The organism is Streptomyces xanthophaeus (genome assembly GCF_000725805.1).
Classification (GTDB): domain Bacteria; phylum Actinomycetota; class Actinomycetes; order Streptomycetales; family Streptomycetaceae; genus Streptomyces; species Streptomyces xanthophaeus.
Window position 1 is genome coordinate 1 of record NZ_JOFT01000022.1, and the last position, 23,726, is coordinate 23,726.

The following is a 23,726-nucleotide window of genomic DNA, read 5'->3' on the forward strand; positions in this document are numbered from 1 at the left end:
GCCCGGGGGGCCCGGGGGGCCCGGGGGGCCCGGGGGGCCCGGGGGGCCCGGGGGGCCCGGGGGGCCCGGGGGGCCCGGGGGGCCCGGAGGGTTCCTACCCGCCCGGGGTCGGCTTCATGGCCATGGAAGCGTTCGTCCCGTGTGATCCGCTCCCGCACGCGCGGGTACGGCAACGGGGGCCGCCCGACTGCGGAGTGTTCGGGCCGCGCTGGGCGGTCAGGGAGCACTCGGCGGCGCTGTGCGCTGGTCTTCATCCACCCTGGACAGCTTGACCCGCCCCTAGCCGCTTCCTTCGGATCACCTCGCTGCCCGAACGCCGCACCGTTGCTTGAGCCCCGCCGCCCACACGTCAGCCGATGGGCGCGGCCACTCGGGCGAGCAGGGCGGCTGACTCCTGCGGCGCGAGTGCGTGGTCGTACATGAGCTCGCCAGTCATCCCGGGGAAGAAGCGGCCAGCGGGCCAGTTCCTCTGGTACGTGGGCGGGTCGAGGACCACGAGCCGGACGCCGTCCACGACGGGGATGTCCGCCGGTTTACCTTCGTTCCAGATCCACTCGCCGTCGGCGCCGACCAGGTTGAAGGAACCGGTGGTCGGCACCATTCCGGCCTGGTCGCGGCAACAGGCGACGGCCTCCGCCGACGGCGCCTGCCCCTCCACGAAGCCCCCGCCGATCAGGGCGTCGGCGAGGAGCGTGTGCAGCTGAAAGTTGTCGCCGACGCCGGAGACGCGCAGCGCGAATCCGGCGCCGGTGACGCGGTCGAGCGCGATGAGCGGCTCGTCGTCGAGGACGGCGAGGGCGTACGCGAGGCACTTGAACGGCTCGTTCGACAGCTCCTCTACCCGCGCAACGGCGGCCGCCAACCCCTCTCGGCCGGGGACCTCGCGGCGCACCTGCGGGGAGTTGAGCATGGCCACGCAGGCCATCTCGAACTGCGGGAGCTCCTGCCAGGCCATGACGGGCTCGAAACCGATCCGCTCGAAGTCGGCCTCTTCCAGGCCCTCGCCCTCGTGGTCGGGCAGCTCGCCACGGCCCGCGGCCGCCCACCGCTCGCAGAAAACGGCAGCCTGCTCGAAGGCGTCCAGGGCGCTCGCGAACACGGCGGGCGCGCAGGCCAGCGGGTCGGCACCCCGCTCTACGCACGCCCCGCTCAGCACGGCTACGACTGCTCGCGGCCCGGGCGGTACCTGCCCGAGCAGAGCGGAGAGCCGAGGCCCCGCCGCCCGTAGGTCAGCGTCCGCCGCCTTGTCGAACCCGTGCGTCAGCCGCGCGAAGGCACGCTCCGCCGCATCAGCGTCCTGGGCCAGTACAGCCGCTTCGAAGGCCCCGACGGCGGCCCGAAACCGCCCACGTCCGAATATCATCCGCGCACCCTAGCTGACGCCTCCGACAGGTGCAGGGGTGGGGAGTTTCGGTGAGCAGGTCTGTCCCACACCCGAGCGTCGGGTGGGGAGATTCACCGAGTCCCATCAGGGCCGGAAACTTGTGTGACAAAGCCGCGAGCCTTTGGCACGATCGCCCAGTTGTCCTGCCCTGCCCAGTTCTGGAGGAACGCCACGGCCGTCAATTGCGAGCTCGCTCCGGCCTGGCTGCCGTGGTCTGCCGTCGATCCCGACCTCATTGCCTTCGACTGGGACGAGGAGGAGGGCTCTCAGGTCGCCGCAGTGATCGCCTCGATGGTGCCTCCTGCCGGTGCTGGGTGGGATGAGCGACATCGCTTCACCACCGAGGTCACGGCGCTTCTGGCAGCCCGATACGGCCGGTGGGCCTGCGGATGGAACTGGGCGGTCGGCGAGGGCGGCGGCGGTGGCGTGGTCACCAGCTGGTGCTGCACCTCCCATTCCGTGGGCGAGTCCGCAGCGACGGCCGCCCAGGTGGTCGCGTCGCTGCTGGAGTGGCGCGACTGGCTGGAGGAGCTGGCCGAGCGGTTCGCGCAATTGGCGCCGCCCGCCGGGGCGGACGCCGAGGATCACAGCTGGCACCTGGAACGGGCGGCTACCCGTCTGGTGACGGTCGTCGTGGACCGCACGGGTGCCGAATGCGGCTGGTACGGGCTCTGCCACACGGTGCTGACGTGGTTCCTCTCTTCCACGGGCATGGGGCAGGAGGCCGCAAAAGACGCGGTCGACGCCGCCATTGGTGGACGGTTCAAGAGCTGGACGGCACCGCCGCCGACCCTGGTCGACGCCGTGGGAGAGGACCTTGCCGTAGGCCTGACCGGGGAGCAGCCGTATCGTGACCGCTGACGCCTTGGCTGCCTGGTGCCATGTCCGAACCCAGATCGACTGGGCTTCCGCGGTCGGTGAGACGCCGGCGCCGGTCGGGGCGGCCGTGGACGGCCTCGCCGTCTGGTGTGATGAGCGGGGCGACTACTCGAATCCGGCTCGAGGCGGCCGATTGCTCGCGGCGCTGGCTCAGGTACGCGCAGACGCCTCTCGTAAACGCCCCCTCACCTCCGTGCTTCTGGCCGAGTGGCAGCAGCTTGTCCTTGGCCTGCCTGAGGTTCCGTTCCGGCAAGGCGATGCTTTCGCCAAGGGTGGCCGGGAACGCTACGCGCTTACTCCGCACACCCAGTGGGCATTTGAGTCCTGTCTGCGCGAGAGCGCTGACCCGAGGGTCCCCCTCGCCTCCCGTGCGGCCCGGGCCTACCTGGACGTAGCCTTCTTTCATCCCTTCCCGGACGGCAACGCCCGCCTTGCCATGCTCACTCTCGCCTATGTCCTGGAAATGGAGGAAGTTCGGCTGGATCAGGTCGGCCCCTTGCAGACCACGCGTTACGCGGACGACGCCGCCGGCGCGGCAGACCTGGCTGCCCTGGTCTCCGTCCTCATCCGCTCGACCCATCATCGGGCGACCAGGGCACACCACTGAGAACACAACCTCTCATCCGGTTCTCCTGATCAGTCTGGCCGGAAGCTGAGCACCTACATGCGTACGCAGCTAGGCACGACATTGATGTGTATGCCGACACCCCTGGTGGCTTTGTTCACGAGAAGGAGCAGCAATTCGACGTCGGTTGGGGAGGCACGTTCGGCCAGGGAGTGCGTCGCAGTGTTCACGAGAACTGGGTTCTGGCACAGATCTTGGGGAGTCGTCGCGGAGAGTGACAGACCCTTTCGATTACAGGGGGGCGACGGCCTCGGGGACCGTCAGCGTTCACACACTCTGGTCCACCACCAGCGCGACGTCGCCCACTCGTTATCGTTGGGCTCCGGCAAGGTGCGGCGCTCGAACTCCTCATCGATACGCGTGATCAATCGGCCCAAATCCCGTTTGGCTCCGGGCGGAAGGTGCAGCATCGCCCACTCGAGGGCATCACGCGCATCTCCCACCCCGGGCGAATCGAACTCAGAGGCATCCAGGTAGCGTCCTGGTCGCTTTAAGGCTCGCTCGAAACACGAGAGCGCATCGGCGACCGCGTTGAGCCACATCTCCTGGTCTTCGACCCGGCGGATCGCTGCACGAGTCCGCGCGGAGACTCCGCGGACTCTCAAGACCGAACACTGCCATTGAGGCCGCCATCGCTCTGCACGGACGGCCTTGGGACGCCTACGCGGCATCGCCCTTTCGGATCAACATGAGGCCATCCTGTCACGGCTGGGCGGCTGCTCGCACAGTGTTACTGGAGCATGATCATTTTGCGGAGGAGTTCAAATCCGGCTCGGCCGTAGAGCTGGCGCTTGATCTTCTTGATGCGGTTGACGGCGCCCTCGATGCTGCCGGAGATCCAGTCGAGAGTGAGCCCAGCTACCACGGCGTCCATGTCCCGCAGAAACCTGCCTGCCAGCGAGCTGGATATTCAGGGATCGATACGCGGAGGCGGGTCCCCCCGAACTCAGGAGGACCCGCATCCGCCGTCAGCCCGCTTGACACGGCCCCGGCCGCCGCGGCTGATCGCTCTTCTCGCTGACCGCTACTTCTGGGGCTGCCAGACGTAGCGGACCTCCGGCTCCCGCTCGTCGTTGCGCAGTCCGTCCGTTCGCTCGACCGCGAGGAAGCCATGCCGTTCATAGAACCGCTGCGCCGATTCATTGACCTGAAATGTCCACAGCGCCAGCCCGTCCGGCTGCCGCTGCTTGGCCAGGGACATGAACCGGTCGCCCAGCCCCCGCCCGCGCCACGCAGGGTCGAGGTAGAGCTGCTTCAGCTCCACGCCGCTGAGCACCATGACCCCCACCACGCTGTTCTCTTCGACCGCTACCCAGGTCTCGTACTGAGGCACGAGTACACGTGCGAACCAATCACGGACGTCGCCTTCCTCGTGGGCGCAACGCACGGTCGGCAGCGCGGCGGCGAAGGAACGCAACCACAGGTCGGCCGCGGGGCGCGCGTCGCGGCCGACGGCGCGACGGAGAAGAACATCGTCACTGGTCATGGCAAGCCTCCTCAGGGGTGCGGGCCTTCGCCTTGGGGACCGGTTCTACTTGCCGGGGCGTCCGAGCTGGTGGATGGTCCAGCCGGCCGTGCGCCAGGGCTCGGGGTCGAGGGTGGTGCGGCAGTCGACGAGCAGGGGGCTGGCCGGACGGTCCACGAGAGTGTGGGGGTCGGCCTGCCGGTACTCGGGCCACTCGGTGGCCAGGACGACGAGGTCGGCTCCGTCGACTGATGCGGCCAGGTCGTCGGTGTAGTCCAGTTCCGGGTTGCGGGTCATGGCGGTGGTGACGGCCTGGGGGTCGTGAACGGTGACGGTGGCGCCGGCCTGCTGGAGGGCGTGGGCGAGCGCGAGCGCCGGGGATTCGCGAACGTCGTTGGTGCCGGGCTTGAACGCGGCGCCCCACACGGTGATCTTGGCGTGCTTTACGGGACGGTCCCCCAGAGCCTCGCGGATGAGGTCCATGGCAACGTCGGTGCGGCTCTCGTTGATCTTTTCAGCGGCGCGCAGGAGGGTGGCGGCCTGTTCAGTGCCGAGCTGGCGGGCGGAGGCGGTGAAGGCGCGGACGTCCTTGGGGAGGCAGCCGCCCCCGTAACCGATGCCGGGCCGCATGCCGCCGCTGCCGATGCGCGGGTCAATGCCGAGGATCTCCACGATCTGGGAAACATCACCCCCGGCTGCCTGGCACATGTCGGCGACGGCGTTGATGTAGCTGATCTTCAGGCCCAGGAATGAGTTCGCGGCGCCCTTGGCAAGTTCAGCAGTCTGGGGGTCGGTGATGAAGATGGGGACGCCCGCGTCCAGGATCGGCGCGTACACGGCACGGATCGCCTTTTCGCCCTCGGCCGTAGTGACGCCTGCGATGAGCCGGTCCGGGCGCAGCGTGTCCTGTACCGCGTGCCCTTCGCGGAGGAACTCCGGGTTCCACACGACGTCGACGTGCTGGCCGGCCGGAGCGAGGCGGTGGGTGAGAGCCGTGACCTGAGCGGTGGTGCCGACGGTCACCGTGCTTTTGCCGACGATCGTGCACGGCCGGGTCAAGAGAGGGGCGAGCTGGCGGATAGCGCCGTACACCTGCCCGGTGTCATAGGAGCGGCCGTCCGCGTCGATCGGCGTGCCGACACCGATGAAGTGCAGCTCGGCGAACTCGGCTGCCTCCCGGATGTCGGTGGTGAACCGCAGGCGTCCGCTGGCGGTGTGGCGGGCGAGGAGCTCGGGAAGGCCGGCCTCGTAGATGGGGCAGTGGCCGGAGTTCAGGCTGTCGACCTTGGTCTGGTCGACGTCCACGCCGATGACTTCATGACCCAGTTCGGCCATCGCTGCCGCGTGCGGGATTCCGAGGTGACCACAGCCGATTACTGAAATGCGCATTCCTTGACTCTCATCCTGGGAGGGGCCCGTGTGGCGGGGCCGGGGAACGAGCCCAGAGGCTAGCGCCGTTCCCCGGCCCGCCAGTTCACGCGCCGGTCGCGTTGAGGGTCAGCAGCCGCTCCAGCTCGCTGATCGCATCGGCGGCCGTCTGCCGAACGACCACGTCACCGGTCTGCGGCGCCTCGAGCGGGTAGGCGAACCAGCTGCCGTCCGGACGGGGGAATCCCTCCGGGTCGACGATGAACACCTTCAGCCCTGCCGCGCGGGCCCTCTTGGCCACCCAGCGGCGGTCGGCGTGCAGCCCGATCACGAGGAGGGCCTTCGCGTCGGGGTGGAAGGTGACCGGCGGGAGCCGCTGGTCGTAGCGGCGCATGAACTGCTCCTCGAACCCGGCTCGAGCGCCCAGTCCGTCGAAGTTGTTCGTGATGAACGGGCCGACCATGTGACCGGCCTGCTCCATGCCCTTGAGCGCGTGCAGGGTTGGAGGGACCTCGGCGTTGAAGCACGCCCGGTACATGTCCGACAGCTCCGCCACCTTGTCCTCGGTGTCGAGGAACATCTCCGCGAGCAGCGGATCCCGCCCTGGCGCGAGGACGAAGGTGAAGCCCTTACGGAGCTGCTCGTCCTCGATCTCGTTGACGTGGTACATCTCGTGGAGCCGGTGCAGCGGCGGGATCCCGGCCTCGTAGGAGACGCCACAGCCGGCCTCGACCTGGAACGGCAGGAAGTCGGTGAGCTGCGCCAGGCTGTCGGCGTAGAGCGGCTGCCCGGGGGTGTCCTTGACCCGGACGCCATGGGTCAGGACCTCCCACGGCCGGCGGCGGACCGTCCGTGGCGGGAATGTGTTGACGGAGGTGAACGTGGTGTCGATGACTTCGTAGTCCGCCGGAAGCCTTCGGCCCGCCCTCAGATCCTCCGGGTGCTCTTCCATCCGGATCATGTGGACGCGCAGGTCACCCAGCTCGAAATGGCCCTGTCCGACGTGCTTCCAGCCGCCCTCGGACAGCATCGCGTGGTTCTGCTCCCAGGCCTCCTCGATCTCGGCCTGCGGGGCAGCCACCGAGTGGTAGAGGTACATCTGCGTCATGGCCAGCGACGGCGCCGCGGTGGTGTCCACGAGCCCGTACTGGTGCCAGTAGTGGATGATGCGCCGCCGCGCATCGCCCTCGCCCCTCCAGCCGGAGTTGGCAGCGGTCTCCTCCTGCTGGGTGCGCCGCCAGATGCCCTCTTCCTCGAAGCGGGGCCGGTCGGCGGTCACCCCGTAGAAGTCGTGCCACTTGCGGAGCTGGTCCTCATCGAGCTGGTCGATCACCATGACGGGAAACTGCATGTCGTGTCCTCGATCTCTGATGCGAGACGGTCCGCCCCTCGACAGGAGGAGCGGCGGGCAGTTAGCTGACGGCAGCCACAGCGCCGGTAAGCGCGCTGGTCAGGAAGTCGATGTCCTCATCGCTGGAGGTGAGCGGGGGCGCGACGACCAGGCCCTCGCTGCGCGGGTCACCGGCCCCGGTGAACGGGTAGAAGAAGACGCCGCGCCGCTCGCACTCCTCCATCAGCGGCCAGAGCAGGCCAGGGGGGACTTCCACCCCGTACAGGTGGCCGACACCCCGGACATCGCGCACCTGCGCCCCGCCGGACAGGGAGCGCAGGGACGTTCCGAGGCGTTCTCCGCGGGCCGTGAAGGCTCCGAAGTCCAGGGACTCCAGCTCGTCCAGGACGCCGAGGCAGGCCGCCGCCATGAGGGGGTGGGTGGCCATGGTGCCCATCGCGGGCAGCGGGTCCGCCTCTCTGTGCCGCAGCAGCGGCGCGATCTCCGGCGACACCAGCACCGCGCCCACACCGACGTAGCCGGCACCCAGGCCCTTGGACAGGATGACCAGGTCGGGCTCGCAGCCGTCCCAGTGATGACTCGCCAGAGGCGTGCCGGTTCGCCACAGCCCGGTCAGGACCTCGTCGTGGATGACCAGGACGTTCCGCTCCCGGCAGATCTCCGACACCCGCCGCAGGTATCCCTCCGGGGGCACGAAGGCGCCGCCCGTGGTCCCGTTGACGGGCTCGATCAGGACCGCGGCAACGTTCTCCGCACCCCTGCTGTCGATGGCCCGAGCCACCTCCTCAGCACACGAGGCATCGCAGCCGTGGCCTTCATGGGCGTGGCCGTGCGTCGGCGGGTAGGGCGCCGGGAACGCGGGGCCGAGACCGTACCGGTCTTCCGGACGTGGATTGCGGATCTGGTTGCCCGCGACCCCGAGGGTGAACACGCTGTTGCCGTGGTAGGACAGGCTGGACGTCAGGATGTCCCCGCGCCGCTTCCCGTCGCGGACCCGCACGATGTTCCGTGCCAGGCCCACCGCTACCTCCACACCGAGGGTCCCGCACGTGGTCAGCGCGACAGAGTCCTCCGGCCGGCCCGCCGCTTGGCACAGGCGTTCCATCAGCTCCATCTGAATGTGCGGCTGGACGACAGCGGCCCCGCCGAACGAGTAGCGGGAGAACTGCTTCTCGATGCGGGCCAAGACGGAGGGGCTGCTCTGCCCGACGTTCGCGCAGAGGAGGCCGCTCGATCCGTCGAGGACCCGGCGGCCGTCGGCGCGGTGCAGCCAAGACCCGTTCGATCCCACGGCTTCGAAATCCGGCAGGGGCCTGGACGACGTCAGAAGACGTTCGCGTTGCGGCAAGTACCGATCCACAGAGAAGTCCCTTCTTGGGAGTGCTCACTGGGTGGGAAGTGCGCGGCGTCGGTGAACCCCGGCAACTCCAAGACCACCGCAGCTGGACGCGGTACAACAGTCAGTAGCCATAGGGCTGCAAGGAGTTTGCATCTCGTGCAAGTACGGACGGCGGCGTGCCGAGCCCAGCTCCAGGGGGTCACGCAGCCTCGGCTCCACCGGGACGGGGATATGGATGCAGTGCGAAAGCCACAACTGCCCGCAGCGACGGCGACACCTGGGGAGGTGGTCCGCAGAACGCGCAGAATCCAGGGCATGACCCTGGCGACCCTCGGATCGCTGACCGGCTACTCGGCCGCCCAGGTATCCCGCTTAGAGCGCGGAAAGTCCGCCATGACGGACCTCGCTGTGCTCCAGAGATTCGCCCAGGCTCTCGACATCCCGCCCCAGGCTCTCGGCCTCGCCCCCGCCACGGGCACCCAGCCGGACCCGCTCAGTCAGCGAACAGGCCCGTATCCCAGCCTGCCCGCCCCTACTCTGGGAACCCCAGGGCGCCAAGACGGAGAGGACCCGGTGCGCACGCGAAGGCAGCTGCTCGCGAACCTGGCGGTCACCGCAGCGGCCGCCATGGGCGCCCCCGTCGCAGGCGCCGCCCCAGTCAAGGCCGAGGAGGCACAGCTCGGCGAAACGCTCGTCGCAGGGCTGCGCGACGCCATGCTCGGACTCGGCCGCACCACCCCCGACGCGCCCCTGGACCTCCTCTCGGCAGAACTGCACCGCGCCTCGGCAGACTTCAACAACTGCGCGTACTCCAGCCTCGCCCTGCGCCTCCCGCGCCTGATCTCCGCCGGGCACTCCTCCACCGGCGACAGCTCTCCCGTGCTGGCGCAGGCCTACCTCCTGGCAACACGCATCTTCATCAAGCTCGACGAGCCGCAACTCGGCTGGATGGCAGCCGACCGCGCCCGGCAGTTCGCCGCCGCCGCAGGGGCACCCGTCGCGGTCGCGGAGGCGGCACGCCAGCAGGCCGTCCTCGCCCGCAAGGCCGGCTGGCACGACCAGGCCCTCACCCTCGCTCTCAACGCCGCCGACGACCCAGCCCTGCGTGAGCGCGGCAACGCCGGAAACGCCCAGCGAGGCCTACTCATCCAATGCGCCGCCTACACCGTCGCCCACCAACGCGACCAATCCGGCATGCGCACGCTCACCAGCGAGGCAACCGCCATCGCCAAGAGCTTCGGCGCCGTCACACACCTGAGGGACACCAACGGCGGATTCAGCTGGGCCACCGTCCAGCTCCACCTCATCTCAGCGGAGAACACCGCCGGTGATCCATCGGCCGCCATCGCTGCCGCAGACGCTCTCGCTCCCCAGGCGCTCCCCACCACGGAACGGCGCGCGCTCTACTTCACCGACCGCGCCAAAGCCTTCGCCCAGTGGGGCCGACGAGACGAATGCATCCGCGCCCTCCTCCAGGCCGAATACTGGGCCCCGCAGGAAACCCACGCCCGCCCAGCGGTGAAGTCACTCGTCTCCGGCCTGCTGCTCTCCGGGCGCACCACACCCGAGCTCCGAGGCATCGCAGCCCGTACAGGTGTCCTGCACAGCTGACCGTGGGCTGGCTGATGCGTCGGCGGCAACGGTCTACCCGTCCCAGCCACGCCGCACACGGACGAGCCGGAGGCCCAGATTCCGGAGGGTGGGGGCAGGGGAGCTAGGAGATGAGGCGGCTGGTGAAGCCGTCGCGGATGAGGGATTCGTACGCGTCATGCACGTCCTCCGGGACTTCCTGGGCGATGGCGAACCCGTTCTTCGGGTACTCGATCACCCGCTGGAGATCGCCGACGAGCATGTCTAGGACGAGCTTCTCGTCGCCGATGCTCTTGAGGTAGTCGTCCAACTCGAGCGGCTCCGAGGCACAGATGACGTCGGCCTCGGGCCACAGCTTGAGGGCGGTGGCGAACGATCGCCTCTCCATATACGGCTTGGAAACCAGCAGCACGGTCTTCGGAGTGATGCCGTTCGCGGCCAAGAGCTCGCGGCTCAGCGTGATGTTCTGGCCGGTGTTCGCGGCGTTCGGCTCAACGAGGATCGCTTCGTCGGGGACGCCGAGTTCGAGGGCGTGCTCGCGGAAGTGGACAGCCTCACCGCGCGGGAAGGCCTTGGCTGTGGTGGCGCTGTTGCCGCCGGTGAACACGAGGACGGGGAAGAGACCGGCGCGATAGAGGTCGGCGGAGGCGGCGGCGACTCCGAGGTCGTGGCTGCCCAGTCCGATTGCGACGTCGGCCGGGGCCAGGTCGTGGCCCATCTGGTGGTAGTCCCAGATCAGCTTGGCCTTGCGCCACTGGTCTTCGGTGATCGTCTGCTGGATGTCCGTCACGCGGTCATCTCCCTCTCCCTGGTCACCGTCGTCGGGGGCCGGTGGCCCCCTCGCTCATGGCCCTGATGCCCTCGATGCTGGCCAGCTGGTGACTGAAGCCGAACTGCACGACCAACTTGGCCGCTTTGTCGAGGACGTGAAGGCCATCATCGCGGTGGCGGAATCGGACAGCAGGATGTGGCCGTGGGCGGATCCAGTCGAACCCTCTGCATCGGCGCGTCGGTGGCGGCCGTGCTGCGGGCGATGCCGATGAAGTGCAGTGCGTTGGTTAGGTCGTCGGCGCCGCGGGGCGTGGGCGAGTTTCTGGTGGGCGACCGACCAGTCCTCGGGCGCGGCGAGGTCCTCGAACTCCCGGGAGGGAAAGCCGTCTGTGCATGACGGTCGCCGGGGCCGACACCCGGCAGACCGCGGCCGTCGTCCAGGCCCCTTGCGGCAGCCAGCCCGAACGACAGTGGCGGCTGACCGCCCGCTGACCGGCGGCAGCCCCCTCACAACGTGCCGGGCGTCCAACCGCTGGGACCGGTCTCGCCCGTCGGCCTCACCAGTGCCGGGGCCTGCGGCGTCCGGGATGGGGCCGCAGGAGTCGAACGCAGCGCCGCCGTGCGCTCGTCGGCCTCGCGTGCGTGCCGGACGGGGGCTGCGGAGCGGATCTCCTCGCGGAGGGCGGCCTCGCGTCGGATCTCCTGCACGGCCGCTCCGTGGCGCGCGGCTGCCGCCCTCTGCGCAGTGGCGCTGCTGCGCAGCTGCTGGACGTCCTCGGCGATGCGGGCGTCGAGGCGGGCGGCCAGTACGGGGACGCGCTGCCGGAGCGGCACGAGGAGCGTCTCCATCGCCCGCACGTCTCCGGGCGGTGTCGCTGTCGCGGCCGCGGCCCCGCCCTGTGCGAGCAGGGAGAAGTGCTGGTAGCCGGTGAGGGTTTGCCAGGCCTCGTGCAGGGCCTGCGCCGACGCCGAAGCGGCGCGCTCGGCCTCGGTGACCGCAGCCGTGTGCTGCTGCCGGTACTGCGCGCTGACGGCGAGGGTTTCCTTCCGGCTCGTGCCTGCCAGGCGCAGGGCCATCCGGCCCTTCTGCGCGGACTGCTCGATCCGTTCGAGGATCCGGAGCACCGAGGTCGCGTGCCGCTGCGCGGCCGCGTGGCGTTGTGCCTCCTCGCGCGCCCGGTCGGTCCAGGCCCCGGCGCGCCCGAGGACCTCGTACGCCTCGGTGGCGAAGGCTCCGCCCGGGGTGACGGGGGCGTCCAGCCGGCCCTGCTGTTCGCCGGCCTGGCGCTCGTACTCGGTGGCCGCCTGCTCGGCGCGCTGGGCGGAGGCCGCCTCGTCCGCGGCCCGGGTGGTCAGGTGCTGCGTCGGGAGGTGGCCGTACGGGCGCTGCTGCCACGGGGTGAAGGCGGGTTCTTCCCTGACCAGGCTCCGGGCGGCGGGGATCCGGGCGAGCTCGTCGGTGACCATGCGGTCCTCGGCGTCGGACTCCAGCAGGCGGCCATACGCGGCGACCGCGCGGTCCAGGCGGTCGGCGTCGGTGCGGACCGGGCCGAGGGCCGCCCGGGTGGGGTGGTCCTCCAGCTCATCGAGCGGCAGGTGGAGGTGGCTCTCCTGCCGGGCGCGGGACAGGGCCGGGTAGAGGCTGTGGGAGTCGGCGTGCAGGCCGTACGCGATGGCCACTTCGGCGGTCAGGCCCTGCGCGGAGCCGATCGTCATCGCGTACGCGTGGGTGAGGCGGCCCTCGGCGATGTCCCGGGCGGACATCCAGGCCTCGTTCAGCAGGAATCCGCCGGTGGGCCGGGGTCGGCGCCACTGGACGAGGACGCCCCGCTGCGCGTCGACGTCCAGGACGACGCCGCGGAAGCCGTTGAGCACGTCGACCGCGAACCGGTCGCGGCGGCTGCGGTAGTCGTTGCGGCGGATGTGGACGAGGTCCCCGGCCGCGAACCGGAGGCGGCCGCCGCCCGCGACCGCGTACGTACGCCCCTGCTCCAGCTCGCCGGAGGCGACCAGGGCGGCGCGGGCGCCCGCGTTGAGGACGTCGACGTCGGCCCGCCGGGCGGCGAGCAGCAGGAGCTCGCCGACCTGCCCGTGCGGGTCGCCGGACCAGCGGGTACGGGCCTGGTTCCAGGAGGCGAGCATCGAGGTGAGGGCTTCGGTGGCGGTGTCCTCGGCGTGGACGCGGCCGTGGGCGGCGAACGCGGCGAGCGCGCTCGTGCGGGCGCCCGTGCGCCAGTCCGCGAGGGCAGCCCGCTCGGCGACGTCGCGCTGGCGGCGGTTCTCGGTGAGCACCAGGCCGTCGACGATGCGGTGGATGCGGGCGAAGCCACCGCCGATGCCGACCGCACGGAGCTGGAGCGGGTCGCCGACGGCGACGACCTTGGTGCCGGTGCCGGCCGCGTGGTGCAGGAGGGCGGCGAGGGCCCGGTCGTCGACCATCGCGGCCTCGTCGATGACGAGTACGCCGACTCCGTGCAGGCCGCGGCCGCCGCTGATCTCGCGGGTCCAGGCGGCGACGGTGCGGGAGTCGATGCCTGCCTCGGCGGCCAGGTTCGCGGCGGCGACGGCCGCCGTGGAGGCGCCGACGACGCTGAGGCCGGCGGCTTCCCACCCGGCCCGGGCGGCCTGCATGAGGGTGGTCTTGCCCGCGCCGGCGACTCCGATGACCGCGTCGACCGCGTGACCGGCGGTCAGCAGCCGCAGTACGACGGCGCGCTGCTCGGCGCTGAAGGTGAAGGGGCGGCGGCCGGGGGCGGAGTTGGCGACCTCGACGGAGGAGAGGGTCATCTCGGCGGCTTCGACGGTCAGCCGGGCCAGGTGCCGGCCGAGCCCGGCCGTGGCGCACTCGATGACGGTCTGCTCGGCGGCCACGACGGTGGTGTGCGTGTAGCGCTGCCGGTGGGTGTGGTGGCCGCGGTTGGAGTCGGGCAGCCGCACGGCGTGGCCGCCCACCGCGAGGACCTCGTCCGTCAGCGCGGTGAGCTGCGCCGTCGACCTCAGGTAGGGCAGCGTCTTCGCGACGGCCGCCATCACGTGCGTGTGGGAGACCGCCTTCCGGGAGGCGGTCAGCCCGTGCTCGGCGTCCCAGACCTGCGCCGCGATCTCGGCCGGGCCCGGCATCCGGGGGCCGCCGCCCGCGGACAGCTGCGACGCCGGACCCTCCGGCCCGTCCGCTCCCGGCAGTGCGGCCGCGACCATCGCGTCGACGGCGGCCTCGCCGCCGAGTTGGCCGGCCGCCCGGGTGCGCCAGGCCTCCCTGGGCGCGTCCGGACCGGCGTCCTCCTTGGCCTCGGCGCTCCTGCGGGCGGCCGTCTTCTGCTGCTCGCGCGTGGCGCCCTCGCCCGCCAGGTCGACGACCTGCCGGTGGCGGCGCGAGAACGCCTCGCGCAGGCCCTCGTCGATCCCGGCCAGCTCCCACGCCCCGGTGGTCCCGGAACGCTCGAAGCGGGCCCCGTACCCCTCGGTGAGACGGGCACGGAGCCGGGCTTCGGCGATCTCGTTGACCAGGTGGGCGTAGCGGTGGAGGTCCTCGCCGCCGCCGGCGATCGTGCGCCACTTCCCGTCGGTGCACTTGGCCATGTGGGCGATGTTCACGTGGACGTGCAGGTGCGGGTCGCCGGGCGAGCCGTCGACCGGCCGGGCGGAACGGTGCAGGGTCGTCCACCCGATCAGCCCGGACGTCTCCACCCGCTCGGCCTGGCGCCCGTCCCCGTGGTGGCCGGTCATGCCGTACGCCGCCCAGCCCTCCAGCGCGTGGACGGCCTCGGTGACGGAGGCCAGCCAGTCCTCCTCGATGCGCGCGGCGAGCTCGGCGCCGGCCAGCCCGTAGGCGGCCGAGATGCTCTTCGGGAGGTCGAGGGTGATGTCCACGCCGCGCAGGCCGACGTCGACACGGTGGCCCATCCACCGCCGGGCCTCGGCCACCACCGCCGCGCCGTACAGCCCGTCGAGGCCGAGACCGGCGGCCGCAGCCAGGCGTTCGGCGTCGGCGAGCGGCAGCAGGTGGCTCTCCCCGTCGCGGAGGATCCCGCGCTCGGCCCGCGCGAACCGCTGCGCGAGGGCGGGCCGGCCGAGGTAGTCCGCGACCGTGGTCCCGGCCACGGCTGCCGCCTCGGAGACGGCGTCCACGAGCACCCGCGCGACGACCTTCCCGCGCGGGTCGAGCACCTGCTTCCGGGCGACGAGCTGCTCCCCGGTCCGCCAGTCCCGGCCGTCCATCAACGCCCGCGCGGCCTCCGGCTCGACCCGCTCACCGGCAACCAGGCCCAGCTCCGCGAGACCGCCGCCGATCCACCGCAGGCTGCTGTCCCCGGCGAGCCGGTACTCGACCTGGGCATCCTCGGCGCGGTCGCATCCACAGTCCTCGCTGAGCCGGTAATCGACCTGCTCGGGGGCGTAGATGGGCGTCGCATACCCCACCTGCCCACCCCCTCATCCGGTGCCCAGCACACCGCAATCCATGATCCAGTATCAAAGATACCTGGAGTGCTAACGAGATCGGAAGCCTGCGTACTTGATGACGGTCGACGGATGACATCTACCGGCCCCCGCCGTGTGGGGACGGCGGGGGCACCGGTTCAGGGGTCGGTCGTCCCTACTCCGAGCAGCTTCCGGCAGAGCTCCAGTACAGGAAGTCCTCGCCTCCGGGCCCGCCGAGGATCGCCACCGCGTACTTGGCGTAGCGCCAGTCCTTGCGGGCGCGGGCCTCCTGCAGCACCTCCGTGCAGGCGACGGCGGAAGCCGCTCTTCCCCATGCCTGCCGTGTGGGCTGGTCCCACTCGGGCTTCTTCGCCCACACGTACATCGTCTGGCTGTTGGGGTCGAAGCCGACACTCATGTTGTCGTTGCCGAGCCGATTGGCGGGGCCGGTGCCGAGGGGTTCGTTCTGCCAGCGCGCGAAGATCGCCTTGGCCGTCTCGTCGGCGGCTCGGATCTCGCCCGTGTCTTTGCTCGGGGTCTGTGCTGCCTGGAGCCCGGACTCGTTCGGCTGCCACCAGGAATCCTGGCCTTCCTCAATCACGGGCCGGTCGTGGTGAGAGCTGGCACAGGTGGTGTTGGTGAAGAAGTCGTCCTCCCACAGGATGCGCGGGTTGGCCTTGTCGGTGCTGTCGATGAGGACGAAGGAGTCGTAGGCCAGGTCGGGGTACATGCCGCGCTCGCCCGGTATCGAGCCGCCCTTGAACTGGCGCATGGACAGGCAGGTTCCTTTGGCGAGTTCGGTGATCCGGTGGCTGGCGAGAGCCTCGGCCTTGTTGTGAACGGCGACTTCCACGTACACCTCGCGGCGCGACGCGTGGAATGTGGTCGTCACGTCCGAGTCGGGCAGGACCCCTTCTGGGCCGCCCATGCTCCAGCCCAGGTCGTGGTGAATGCCGCGTTCGACTTCGTTTTCCTGTTCGCCTTTGGCACGGCGGGATTCCCGCCAGGTCGTGAGGGTGGCCTCGTTGCTCGCAGAAGTGCCGTTCGCGGTGCCGCTGCTGGGGGTGGGGGTGGTCGGGGTGTCAGGAGCGTTCTTGCCTGCCGGCGCCTGCTGACCGCCGCCCGTCGGGGCGTCCCCGCCGCTCGCGTTGCCGGTGGGGGTCTGGGTACGGGTGGAGGCTTTGGGGTCGCTGCTGTCGAGCAGGGCGAGGGTGCCGCCCGTCAGGCTGCCGATGACCAAGGCCGCGCCGAGGACGAGCGCGGCCTTGCGGGTGCGGAGCCGTGGCCTGGGTTCGTGCCAGGTGGGGTCATCCAGGGTGGGCATGTGCCACTCGGCTGCTACGAGATCGCCCACCCGCGTCGGCGCCATGTCCGTTCCAACGGGAAGGACCTGGGTGGCCTGTGAGGCGAGGAGCAGGGAGCATTCCTCCGCCGCTTCGTCAGCGGTGATCCGTGACTCGGGGTCCTTGGCCAGGGCCCGTGTGATGAGGGGCAGGAGTTCTGCCGGGATCCCGTCGAGGTCGGGCTCGCCGGACATGACGCGGAACGCGACGACGTCGGGGGCTCCGCTGCCGAAGGGCAGACGTCCGGTGGCGGCGTAGGCACAGAGGGCACCCCAGGCGAACATGTCCCCGGCCGGACCGGCGGTTCCGGTGCGGTAGTGCTCAGGGCTGATCCAGCCCGGGGTGCCGGTCATGACTCCGGTCCTGGTGACGCTGGTGCCATCGGCGGCGTGCGCGATACCGAAATCCAGCATCCGAGGTCCGGAGGGGCTGAGAATGATGTTCTGCGGCTTCACGTCCCGGTGGACCACACCGGCCTGGTGGATCGCGGCCAGGGCATGGGCGGTGCCGGTGGCGAACGCGTACAGGGTGCCGCCGCTCAGCGGTCCTTCGGCGCTCAGGTGCTGGTCGAGGCTGGGGCCGGGGGCGTACGCGGTGGCCAGCCACGGGGTGTCCGCGTCCGGATCGGCGGCGAGCAGCGGCAACACGCACGGGCCCTGGACGCGGGCGGAGAGCTGCACCTCGCGACGGAACCGGGCCCGGAACTCAGCGTCTTCGGCCTGTGCGGGGTGGATGACCTTGACCGCAACGCGCAGGCCCGCATCGTCGAGGCCCGCGTGGACGGTTCCCATGCCGCCCGCGCCGAGGCGGCCGATGATCCGGTAGGGGCCTATCCGCTTCGGGTCGCCGGGCCGGGCGGGCTGGACCCGGGGGGCCGGTCCGCTCGCACGCGATTGTGGTGCCCCGGAGGATGACGTGACGTGCATGTGGTGGCGAGTTCCTTTGCTGGCTGCGGTAGGTGTTCGAGGAGCCAGCCGGCGCCACCGTGTGCGGACGGCGGGCCGGGTGGGCATCGAGCGCCGTGATGCTATGCACGGGACGGCATCTGCGCTGGCCTGTCCGCAGGTTGGATCGGTAGGCCCGCCCCCGTACCCGCAGCTTCGGCTCGCACTGACCCACTGCAGGTCGCCAAGCACTGCGCGCCTTTCCATGAAGCCCGACATGTTCAGCAAGGGGTGTCACACATGGCACCCGTCCAGGTACTAAGCAATAGCCATCCGGAGCCGGTGGCTGTGCGCTTCACTGAACGTGCAGGGGAGGAGAGGCGATGGAAGCCTCGGTGATCGCCGCCGGAGTATGCGTGGTGGCCTACGTGTCCCGGTGCTTGATGGTGTGGTTCCGGGCTCGTCGGGAATCGGAGTCGGCCGTGTCTCAGCACCGTGCCGGGATGCAGATGGTCAAGGCGCTCCCGACGGGCAGTCGGGTGCGGATGCGTTCTGCGGCCGGGGACGAGGTCACGATCGAAGTAGGGCAGAAGGCATCCCTGCGAGAGCGGGTCCCTCGTGGCGGATGACACCTCCCTGCCGCGGACGGGGCCGGCCACGCAAGTCAGAACTGGCCCCGGACCGCACGACTTCGCAGATGCCTATCGGCGCGAGATGCCGCTGCTGACCCGCTTCGTCATGAAGCACGGAGCCGGCCCGCAGGAGGCGGCCGATGCCGCGCACGAGGCCTTCGCCACGGCCTATCCGCAATGGGACAGAATCCGTTTCCCGGCACGCTGGCTGCGGACCGTGGCGGTACGGGTCTACTTCCGGGCCAAGCTGCGCGAAGACCTCCCGGGCGAGCTGCCCACGACACGAGCCGAGTCGCACGTGCCGACCAACATCCAGCTGAGCGACCAGGAGCGGGAGGTCTACGCGGCCCTCGCCGAGTTGCCGTCCCGACAACGCCAGGTGATGGCCTGGTTCTACGACGGGTACACCGTCGCGGAGATCGCCGAGGAACTGGAGATCACCAAGGAATCGGTCCGACAGAACCTGTGCCGAGCCCGAGCCACGCTCAAGGCTCGCCTGCCCCGGAGAGGAGGTGCCTGATGAACGAGCACGAGGAGATGTTCACTGCTGACGACGACTCCGAGCTGGACGCCTGGCTGAAGAGCGCCGACCAGGCAGTGCTGGCCTCCCTGGAAAGCGGGATGGACCTCTCGGCCGGTCTGGCCGCGATCACTGGCCAGGACGCCGTGGTGACGGAGGAGACCCGCCCGGAACCCCCGCGAGCCGATGCGACCGGCCGGACCCGCGAGCACCGCGATCGGAAGCAACGGCGCGGAGGACGGGAGGGACACGGAGAGGGATTGGCCGGAGCCACGAGCAGCACTGTCCACTTCGGCGACAGCGTCAACATTCACGGCGGTTTCGGCAACACCGGCATGGTCTTCAGCCACGCGGAATCCCCGGGCGCTACTGCGCAAGAGGCTCTTGCACAGCTGCGCCAGGCGCTCCAGGAGCTCCAAGGCCAGCTCTCCCCGTCGATGGCCGAGGACCTGGAGGCCGCGCTGCCGTACCTGATGCACGAGACTCCGCCGCCGGACGCCGCCGGACTCGCGGAGCGCGTTCGGGCCGTGATGCTCGTCAGCGGAATCGCCGCGCAAGCTGGCGCCGTCGGTTATCCGGTCCTGGTCGCTATCGAGAGGGTTCTCGCGCTGTGGAGGTGACGCGCCAGGGCTCGTCGGCTGGCCGACTTTTTTCCGCGGACAAAAGTCGGCCAGCCGATGAACGTATGAAATCACCACGTATGGCAACGATGGTGACGTCATCCCCGCGTACGCGGGGAGGCATAGCCCCAGCAACGACCTCGAACACCCGAAGCCACGGGTCATCCCCACGTACGCGGGGCGCAGAGCATCGCGGCGTGGCCGCCGGTGAGCAGGTTGGGATCATCCCCGCATACGCAGGGAGTAGCCGTTGAAAGTGTCGAGAAGGTCCTCGGCCTTGGGTCCATCCCCGCGCGTGCGGGCAGCTGATGTGCGCGATGGGTTTGGGTGACGGCGGCTATCCCAGGCTGCGCACGGTGCCTTGCTACCTGTGGGCTCCTCCCTATGTACCAGACAGGGGTGGAGTCCGTGACGTCATGTCTCCATCTCGGCGCGGACGTGAACGACCGCTATGTCCCGGACGCGAGCCACCGCTTCTGGTTCGACGTGGGCCATGACCGGCAGGGCTTGGTACCAGTCGGCGGTGTTCAGGGCCTGGCTGAGGAACCAGAGGGCCGTCTGCTTGTCGGCCGATGCAGATGGGGTGGCCTTCAGGGCCAGGTGCTGGATGGTGCGGGTGAAGGGATCCGTCCGGACCGGGTCGGGAGCGGGGAGCGGGCGGGCCGGAACTCGGGCGAGGTGCCACGCCACTGCGTTGAGTACGGCCGCACGGTGCCGCGGGTTCGGGCACTGGGCGGCCACACGCTCGGCGGATGCGGTGTCACCCCGGGCCGCATGGAGCACTGCCAGGGCAGGTGCCGGGAAGTGACCGGATCCTCGGTTGGCCATGTCGCGCTCCAGCCAATCCAGCTGCGTGCCAGGGTCGTCGCCCGCGCCGATGCGTAGGAGCGCACAAACCAGGGCCTCTTCAGGGCTCCAGGTCAGCGGGCCGCCTCTGGCCATGCGGACGAGCCCTTCCTCCTTCACCTCGTCGAGGAGCAACTCCTGCTGACTGTAAGCGTCGACCGCGGCCGGAAGGAGTTCGGCGAAGCGAGACAACAGCCCCTGGCTTCTGGAGGACCTGCGAAGGGCGTGTACCTCCTTGGCCAGAGGGAGAAGCAGATCGGCAGACGTCCTCGGGCGGCGCGCCGCGAGTTCCGCGGCGACAGCAATGCGGGCCGAGCGGTCGGTCTTCCGCCACTGCGCCCTCCGGCTCCGGTCCACCGGTGGCCTCTGCTGCTCGATCAGTTCCAAGGCGGACTCCGCCTCCCCGGCGCACGCCAACGCCTGCGCGGCGAACGCCCAGCTCCCGTCCGGAGCGGATCCGGTCGTGGCGGCTCGGGCCGCCTGCTGCGCATGCCCGCGGGCTTCCGCGAACAGGCCCGAATCCGCGTAGGCCAGGGCCACGGCAGCGTGTGCTCGTGTCCGGCCGGCCGGGTTCTGCACCAGGTCGAGCAGAGCCTCGGCGTCGGCTGCCGCACCGGTCCGCACGAGTGCACCGGCCAGGTCCGGCAACCACACCGGGGCGCGGCCGGTGCCCGGACCGGCCGTCGGCAGGAGGGACAACGCCGCCTCCAGGCAGCGCTCCGCCTGGCCGACATCGCCGTTGTCGGCCAGGCGAAACGCTTCGTCGGCGAGCCCTTCGGCCTCGGAGACGCCGTCCTCGTCCAGTTGGCGAGGCCAATGCTCCGATTCCGCGGGGAGTACCCCCTCCGCCCTCGCCAGCAGGTCCTCGATCGTCTCCCTCGACGCCCCGATGTCCGCAAGTGCCTGGGCCAGTCGGGCCAGCGTGTGACGGAATCCGAACTCCACATGGAAGGCGTCCGCCGCCGACAGTGGTGGCGCGTCGTCGCCCAGGACCATGGACTCGATGTGTTGACAGGCCACGCCCACGAGGCTCTCCGCCTGGTGCGGCCTGGCCCGCGCCACGAACGAGGCCGCTGCCGCCAGGACGGAGACGTTCTCCAGCACGGGCGCCGTGTCCCAGACCGAGCGGGCATGCTCCAAGGCACGGTCGTGGAGGCGGTCCGCTCGGTCGGCGTCCGCGGTCGCGACGGTCTCCCAGAGCTGGAGTGCTGCGGCTGCGGCGCTCCCCTCCCCCGGTTCTTCGGCGGCCAGGTCCTCGGCCTGTTCCTCCAGTTCGTCCAGGAGCTCCGCCGCGGACCCCGGACGGTGCGGGGCCAGGAGTCGGGCGGCCTCCGCCCACGCCTCGTTCCGGGCCGAGCCCGAGCCGTGGGTTGAGCGGAGCAGATCCAGTCCGTCGTGTTCCTGGCCCGTCGCCAGCAGGGCGAGCGCCGCCTGTCCGGCGGCATCCTCCGCTTCGTCGGTGGCGTACCCGAGGCGTCCGGCCTCGCTGAGGGCCCTACGCGCCCACTCCCCTGCTTCCCGGGCCGACTCGGCGGCCTGCTCGCGTTCGATGTCTCTCAGTACGCGGGCCACACCGGCGAGGTTCACCGCCCTGGCCGCGGCGTCCCCCGCCGTGCCTGCCAGGGCTCTGGCCCGCCGGGCGTCGCCCCACCGGGCGACCGTACGAGCCACGGAGGCGGGCAGAGGGCGTACGTGCGCCAGCAGCAACGCGCGGGAGGCGGAAGCCCGGGCCGCTGTGGCCAGGTTGGGGGGTGGTGCGACCAGGTCGAGGTCCGCGAGGGCGACGTCCGGCCCGGAGCGCCGGGCGAGGCGGAGCTGGCGTCGCGGGTCGAGCACCAGGTCCGTGAGCCGGTCGGTGTTTCCTCTGTTCCGTACGAGCCGGGTGTAGCCGGTGAGGAGGTAGTTCGGGGTGTCCTCGGGCCAGTCCTGTTCGCGGTAGCCGTCCGCCCATGCGTGCAGGCTCGCCCTGTACGCCGCCAGTTCGGCCTTGCCGAGGGCGTCGGTCGCGGCCGCGCGGAGCTCCTCATGGGCCAGGACGAACGTCTGCCGGCCCGCCTCGGCATCGGCCTCCGCCCGCGCGTCCAGCGGGAGGAGGTCGACACGGGTGGGGGCCATGGATCGGCCGACCACGCTGCGGAGCTTCTGCTGCACCGCGTACGGCGTGATCCCGACGAGCTCGCCCAGGTCCGCTCCGGTGAGGGCGCCTTCGGCCGAGACGAGCAGCCCCAGCAGGCGTTGGCCGACGCCCGAGTCGCCCAGCAGGGTGCTCAGCTCCTGCAGGGCCATATCCCGCTTGACCAGGGCTGCGGGCGAGTCGGTCAGCCGTCGGACGATGCCGGGGTTCCGGAGCGGGTGGTCGGAGACGAGTCGCAGGGGAACGCGCGGGTTGGGCCGCCCGGTGACGATGACGCGCATGCCGTGCGGCGGGTGCTTGGGCAGGAGTCCGGCGATGCCCTGACCCTCCAGGCCGGCGTCCGCGTCCTCGTCGAGCCCGTCGACGATCAGCAGCAGGCGCCGGTGGCGTTTGGCGCAGGCCCGCGCCGCGGCTTCGTACAACGGGGAAAGATCCGGTCGCTCGTTGTCCACGGCCGGGGGTCGCCTGCTGCCCGCCGCGGATGCCAGCTGCTGCCCGACCACCCGCACGAAGCCCTCGCGGCGGTCGGTGCCGAGGCGGCCGACGATGAAGTAGTGCGCGACGTCCACCCCGGCTGGCAGGCGGCGGGACGCGAACCAGGCGAGCAGGGCGGTCTTCCCGGCCCAGGGTCCGGCCTGCCACCACAGGTACGGCGGGGCTCCGTCGGGAGCGGTGGCGAAGGCTTCCAGTTCGGCCAGTTCCTTGTCCCGCCCGACGAACTCGTACGGGAAGACGTCCTGGAGCGCATGCGACGGCCCGCCCACCAGTCGCCCCGGCGAAGCGGCATGGACGCGCGAACCCCGGCCTCCCTGACCGCTCTTGCTTACGGCCTGCGCCGAATCGAGCCGGGTCTGCCATGCCCCCGGAGCCGTTGGGCGGCGGGCCGGGTCCCGCTGTTGCGCATGGCCTTCCAGGAAGGGGATCAGCACGCACAGCACGTAGTAGACGTGCTCGGGCTTCCGGGGGACTGTCTTGCCTCGGAACCAGTCGCTGAGACCAGAGGTGCTCACCTTGCGATGGTGCTGCTCAGCCAGGCGGATGAGGCGTTGGTAGGTCAATGCCGTGCCGCCACCGGCGGCTTCGTAAAGCTCCCTCAGATCGTCCGCGAAACGCGATACCGGCCCGGCGGCGTTCTCCGCGCCGCCTGCGACGGACTTCTCCGGAATCTTCATCATCCCCTCCCTGACCTGCGTACGTGCAGCTGATCCTGTTCACCGGACATCGCCGGACAGTCTCCGGAAGGCGGATACCTGTGGAACCGCGCCCGGCGGAGAAGCCACCGGGTGACAGCCCCGAGGGGATCCTCATGTCCGTCCTGCTGACCGTCCTGGAGACCGTGCTCCAGGAAGCCGCCACCCTCTCCGCCGCCACCGGTCTCGCCTACACCGGTGCCGTCGTCACGGTGGCCGCGTCCTCCGTCCTCTTCCGCAGTCCGCAGCGCCGACGCGATGCCCGGGCGACGCTGACGATCCTGATGCGGCGCGGCGGGAAGCGGTGATGCGTCGTTCAGGTCTGGTCCCGTCGGGGCCGTAGGGCGTAGCCTCGGCCCCTGCTGG

17 protein-coding genes and 1 pseudogene are annotated in these 23,726 nt (G+C 70.6%); 8 read left to right on the plus strand and 10 right to left on the minus strand.

All coding sequences use genetic code 11. The annotated features are described in order from the left end of the window. Nucleotides 1-349: 349 nt before the first annotated feature. The gene (locus tag IO30_RS0114675; RefSeq protein WP_031143034.1) at nt 350-1,363 is read right to left on the minus strand and encodes a hypothetical protein; all 1,014 of its coding nucleotides are present in this window, start codon (nt 1,361-1,363) and stop codon (nt 350-352) included. A gap of 123 nt (nt 1,364-1,486) precedes the next feature. Here IO30_RS0114675 and IO30_RS45390 point away from each other — a divergent pair, with 123 nt between their 5' ends. Both IO30_RS45390 and IO30_RS46985 read left to right on the plus strand, forming a co-directional pair. Next, entirely contained in the window at nt 1,487-2,245 is a 759-nt protein-coding gene (locus tag IO30_RS45390; protein WP_157853283.1) for a hypothetical protein, read from the plus strand. Further along, the gene (locus tag IO30_RS46985; protein WP_237403547.1) at nt 2,235-2,870 is read left to right on the plus strand and encodes a Fic family protein; all 636 of its coding nucleotides are present in this window, start codon (nt 2,235-2,237) and stop codon (nt 2,868-2,870) included. The genes IO30_RS45390 and IO30_RS46985 overlap by 11 nt, the downstream gene beginning before the upstream one ends. 748 nt (nt 2,871-3,618) lie before the next feature. Here IO30_RS46985 and IO30_RS45395 read toward each other — a convergent pair. From IO30_RS45395 to IO30_RS0114710, 5 genes are all read right to left on the minus strand, one after another. Then, nucleotides 3,619-3,762, minus strand: a complete 144-nt coding sequence (locus IO30_RS45395; protein WP_157853285.1) for a hypothetical protein — start codon at nt 3,760-3,762, stop codon at nt 3,619-3,621. Nucleotides 3,763-3,912: 150 nt separating this feature from the next. Next, complete coding sequence (locus tag IO30_RS0114695) at nt 3,913-4,374, minus strand: GNAT family N-acetyltransferase (protein ID WP_031143040.1); 462 nt, start codon at nt 4,372-4,374, stop codon at nt 3,913-3,915. A gap of 45 nt (nt 4,375-4,419) precedes the next feature. After that, entirely contained in the window at nt 4,420-5,742 is a 1,323-nt protein-coding gene (locus IO30_RS0114700) for a UDP-glucose dehydrogenase family protein (protein WP_031143042.1), read from the minus strand. Between the two features lie 85 nt (nt 5,743-5,827). Next, on the minus strand, nt 5,828-7,072 hold the full coding sequence (locus IO30_RS0114705) for a hypothetical protein (protein ID WP_031143043.1): 1,245 nt from the start codon (nt 7,070-7,072) through the stop codon (nt 5,828-5,830). A gap of 61 nt (nt 7,073-7,133) precedes the next feature. Continuing rightward, entirely contained in the window at nt 7,134-8,363 is a 1,230-nt protein-coding gene (locus IO30_RS0114710; RefSeq protein ID WP_051902267.1) for an aminotransferase class III-fold pyridoxal phosphate-dependent enzyme, read from the minus strand. A gap of 279 nt (nt 8,364-8,642) precedes the next feature. On the opposite strand from IO30_RS0114710, the pseudogene IO30_RS47625 reads away from it, so the two are divergent. Both IO30_RS47625 and IO30_RS0114715 read left to right on the plus strand, forming a co-directional pair. Continuing rightward, nucleotides 8,643-8,852 (plus strand): annotated as a pseudogene (locus IO30_RS47625) (helix-turn-helix domain-containing protein); the annotation flags it as partial. Nucleotides 8,853-8,984: 132 nt separating this feature from the next. Next, on the plus strand, nt 8,985-10,022 hold the full coding sequence (locus IO30_RS0114715) for an XRE family transcriptional regulator (RefSeq protein ID WP_237403549.1): 1,038 nt from the start codon (nt 8,985-8,987) through the stop codon (nt 10,020-10,022). Nucleotides 10,023-10,125: 103 nt separating this feature from the next. Here IO30_RS0114715 and IO30_RS0114720 read toward each other — a convergent pair whose 3' ends face one another. Continuing rightward, nucleotides 10,126-10,791, minus strand: a complete 666-nt coding sequence (locus tag IO30_RS0114720; protein WP_031143048.1) for a YdcF family protein — start codon at nt 10,789-10,791, stop codon at nt 10,126-10,128. A 374-nt stretch (nt 10,792-11,165) separates the two neighbouring features. Here IO30_RS0114720 and IO30_RS48140 point away from each other — a divergent pair, with 374 nt between their 5' ends. After that, nucleotides 11,166-11,264 (plus strand): RICIN domain-containing protein, encoded by a 99-nt coding sequence (locus IO30_RS48140; protein ID WP_373316559.1) that lies wholly within the window; start codon nt 11,166-11,168, stop codon nt 11,262-11,264. Between the two features lie 15 nt (nt 11,265-11,279). On the opposite strand, the gene mobF is transcribed toward IO30_RS48140, so the two are convergent. Together mobF and IO30_RS0114735 are read right to left on the minus strand one after the other, a co-directional pair. Further along, nucleotides 11,280-15,191 carry a MobF family relaxase gene (gene mobF, locus IO30_RS0114730; RefSeq protein ID WP_051902269.1) on the minus strand — a complete coding sequence of 1,304 codons (3,912 nt, stop codon included), beginning with the start codon at nt 15,189-15,191 and terminating at the stop codon, nt 11,280-11,282. A gap of 175 nt (nt 15,192-15,366) precedes the next feature. After that, entirely contained in the window at nt 15,367-17,460 is a 2,094-nt protein-coding gene (locus tag IO30_RS0114735) for a serine/threonine-protein kinase (protein WP_051902270.1), read from the minus strand. Nucleotides 17,461-18,036: 576 nt separating this feature from the next. Here IO30_RS0114735 and IO30_RS40480 point away from each other — a divergent pair. Together IO30_RS40480 and IO30_RS43500 are read left to right on the plus strand one after the other, a co-directional pair. Then, complete coding sequence (locus IO30_RS40480) at nt 18,037-18,570, plus strand: RNA polymerase sigma factor (RefSeq protein WP_272933201.1); 534 nt, start codon at nt 18,037-18,039, stop codon at nt 18,568-18,570. After that, entirely contained in the window at nt 18,570-19,190 is a 621-nt protein-coding gene (locus tag IO30_RS43500; RefSeq protein WP_051902274.1) for a hypothetical protein, read from the plus strand. Before IO30_RS40480 ends, IO30_RS43500 begins: the two co-directional genes overlap by 1 nt. A gap of 414 nt (nt 19,191-19,604) precedes the next feature. On the opposite strand, the gene IO30_RS0114755 is transcribed toward IO30_RS43500, so the two are convergent. Continuing rightward, entirely contained in the window at nt 19,605-23,180 is a 3,576-nt protein-coding gene (locus IO30_RS0114755; RefSeq protein WP_245234159.1) for a P-loop NTPase family protein, read from the minus strand. 296 nt (nt 23,181-23,476) lie between these two features. Here IO30_RS0114755 and IO30_RS0114760 point away from each other — a divergent pair, with 296 nt between their 5' ends. Continuing rightward, entirely contained in the window at nt 23,477-23,668 is a 192-nt protein-coding gene (locus tag IO30_RS0114760) for a hypothetical protein (protein ID WP_031143063.1), read from the plus strand. Nucleotides 23,669-23,726 lie beyond the last annotated feature (58 nt).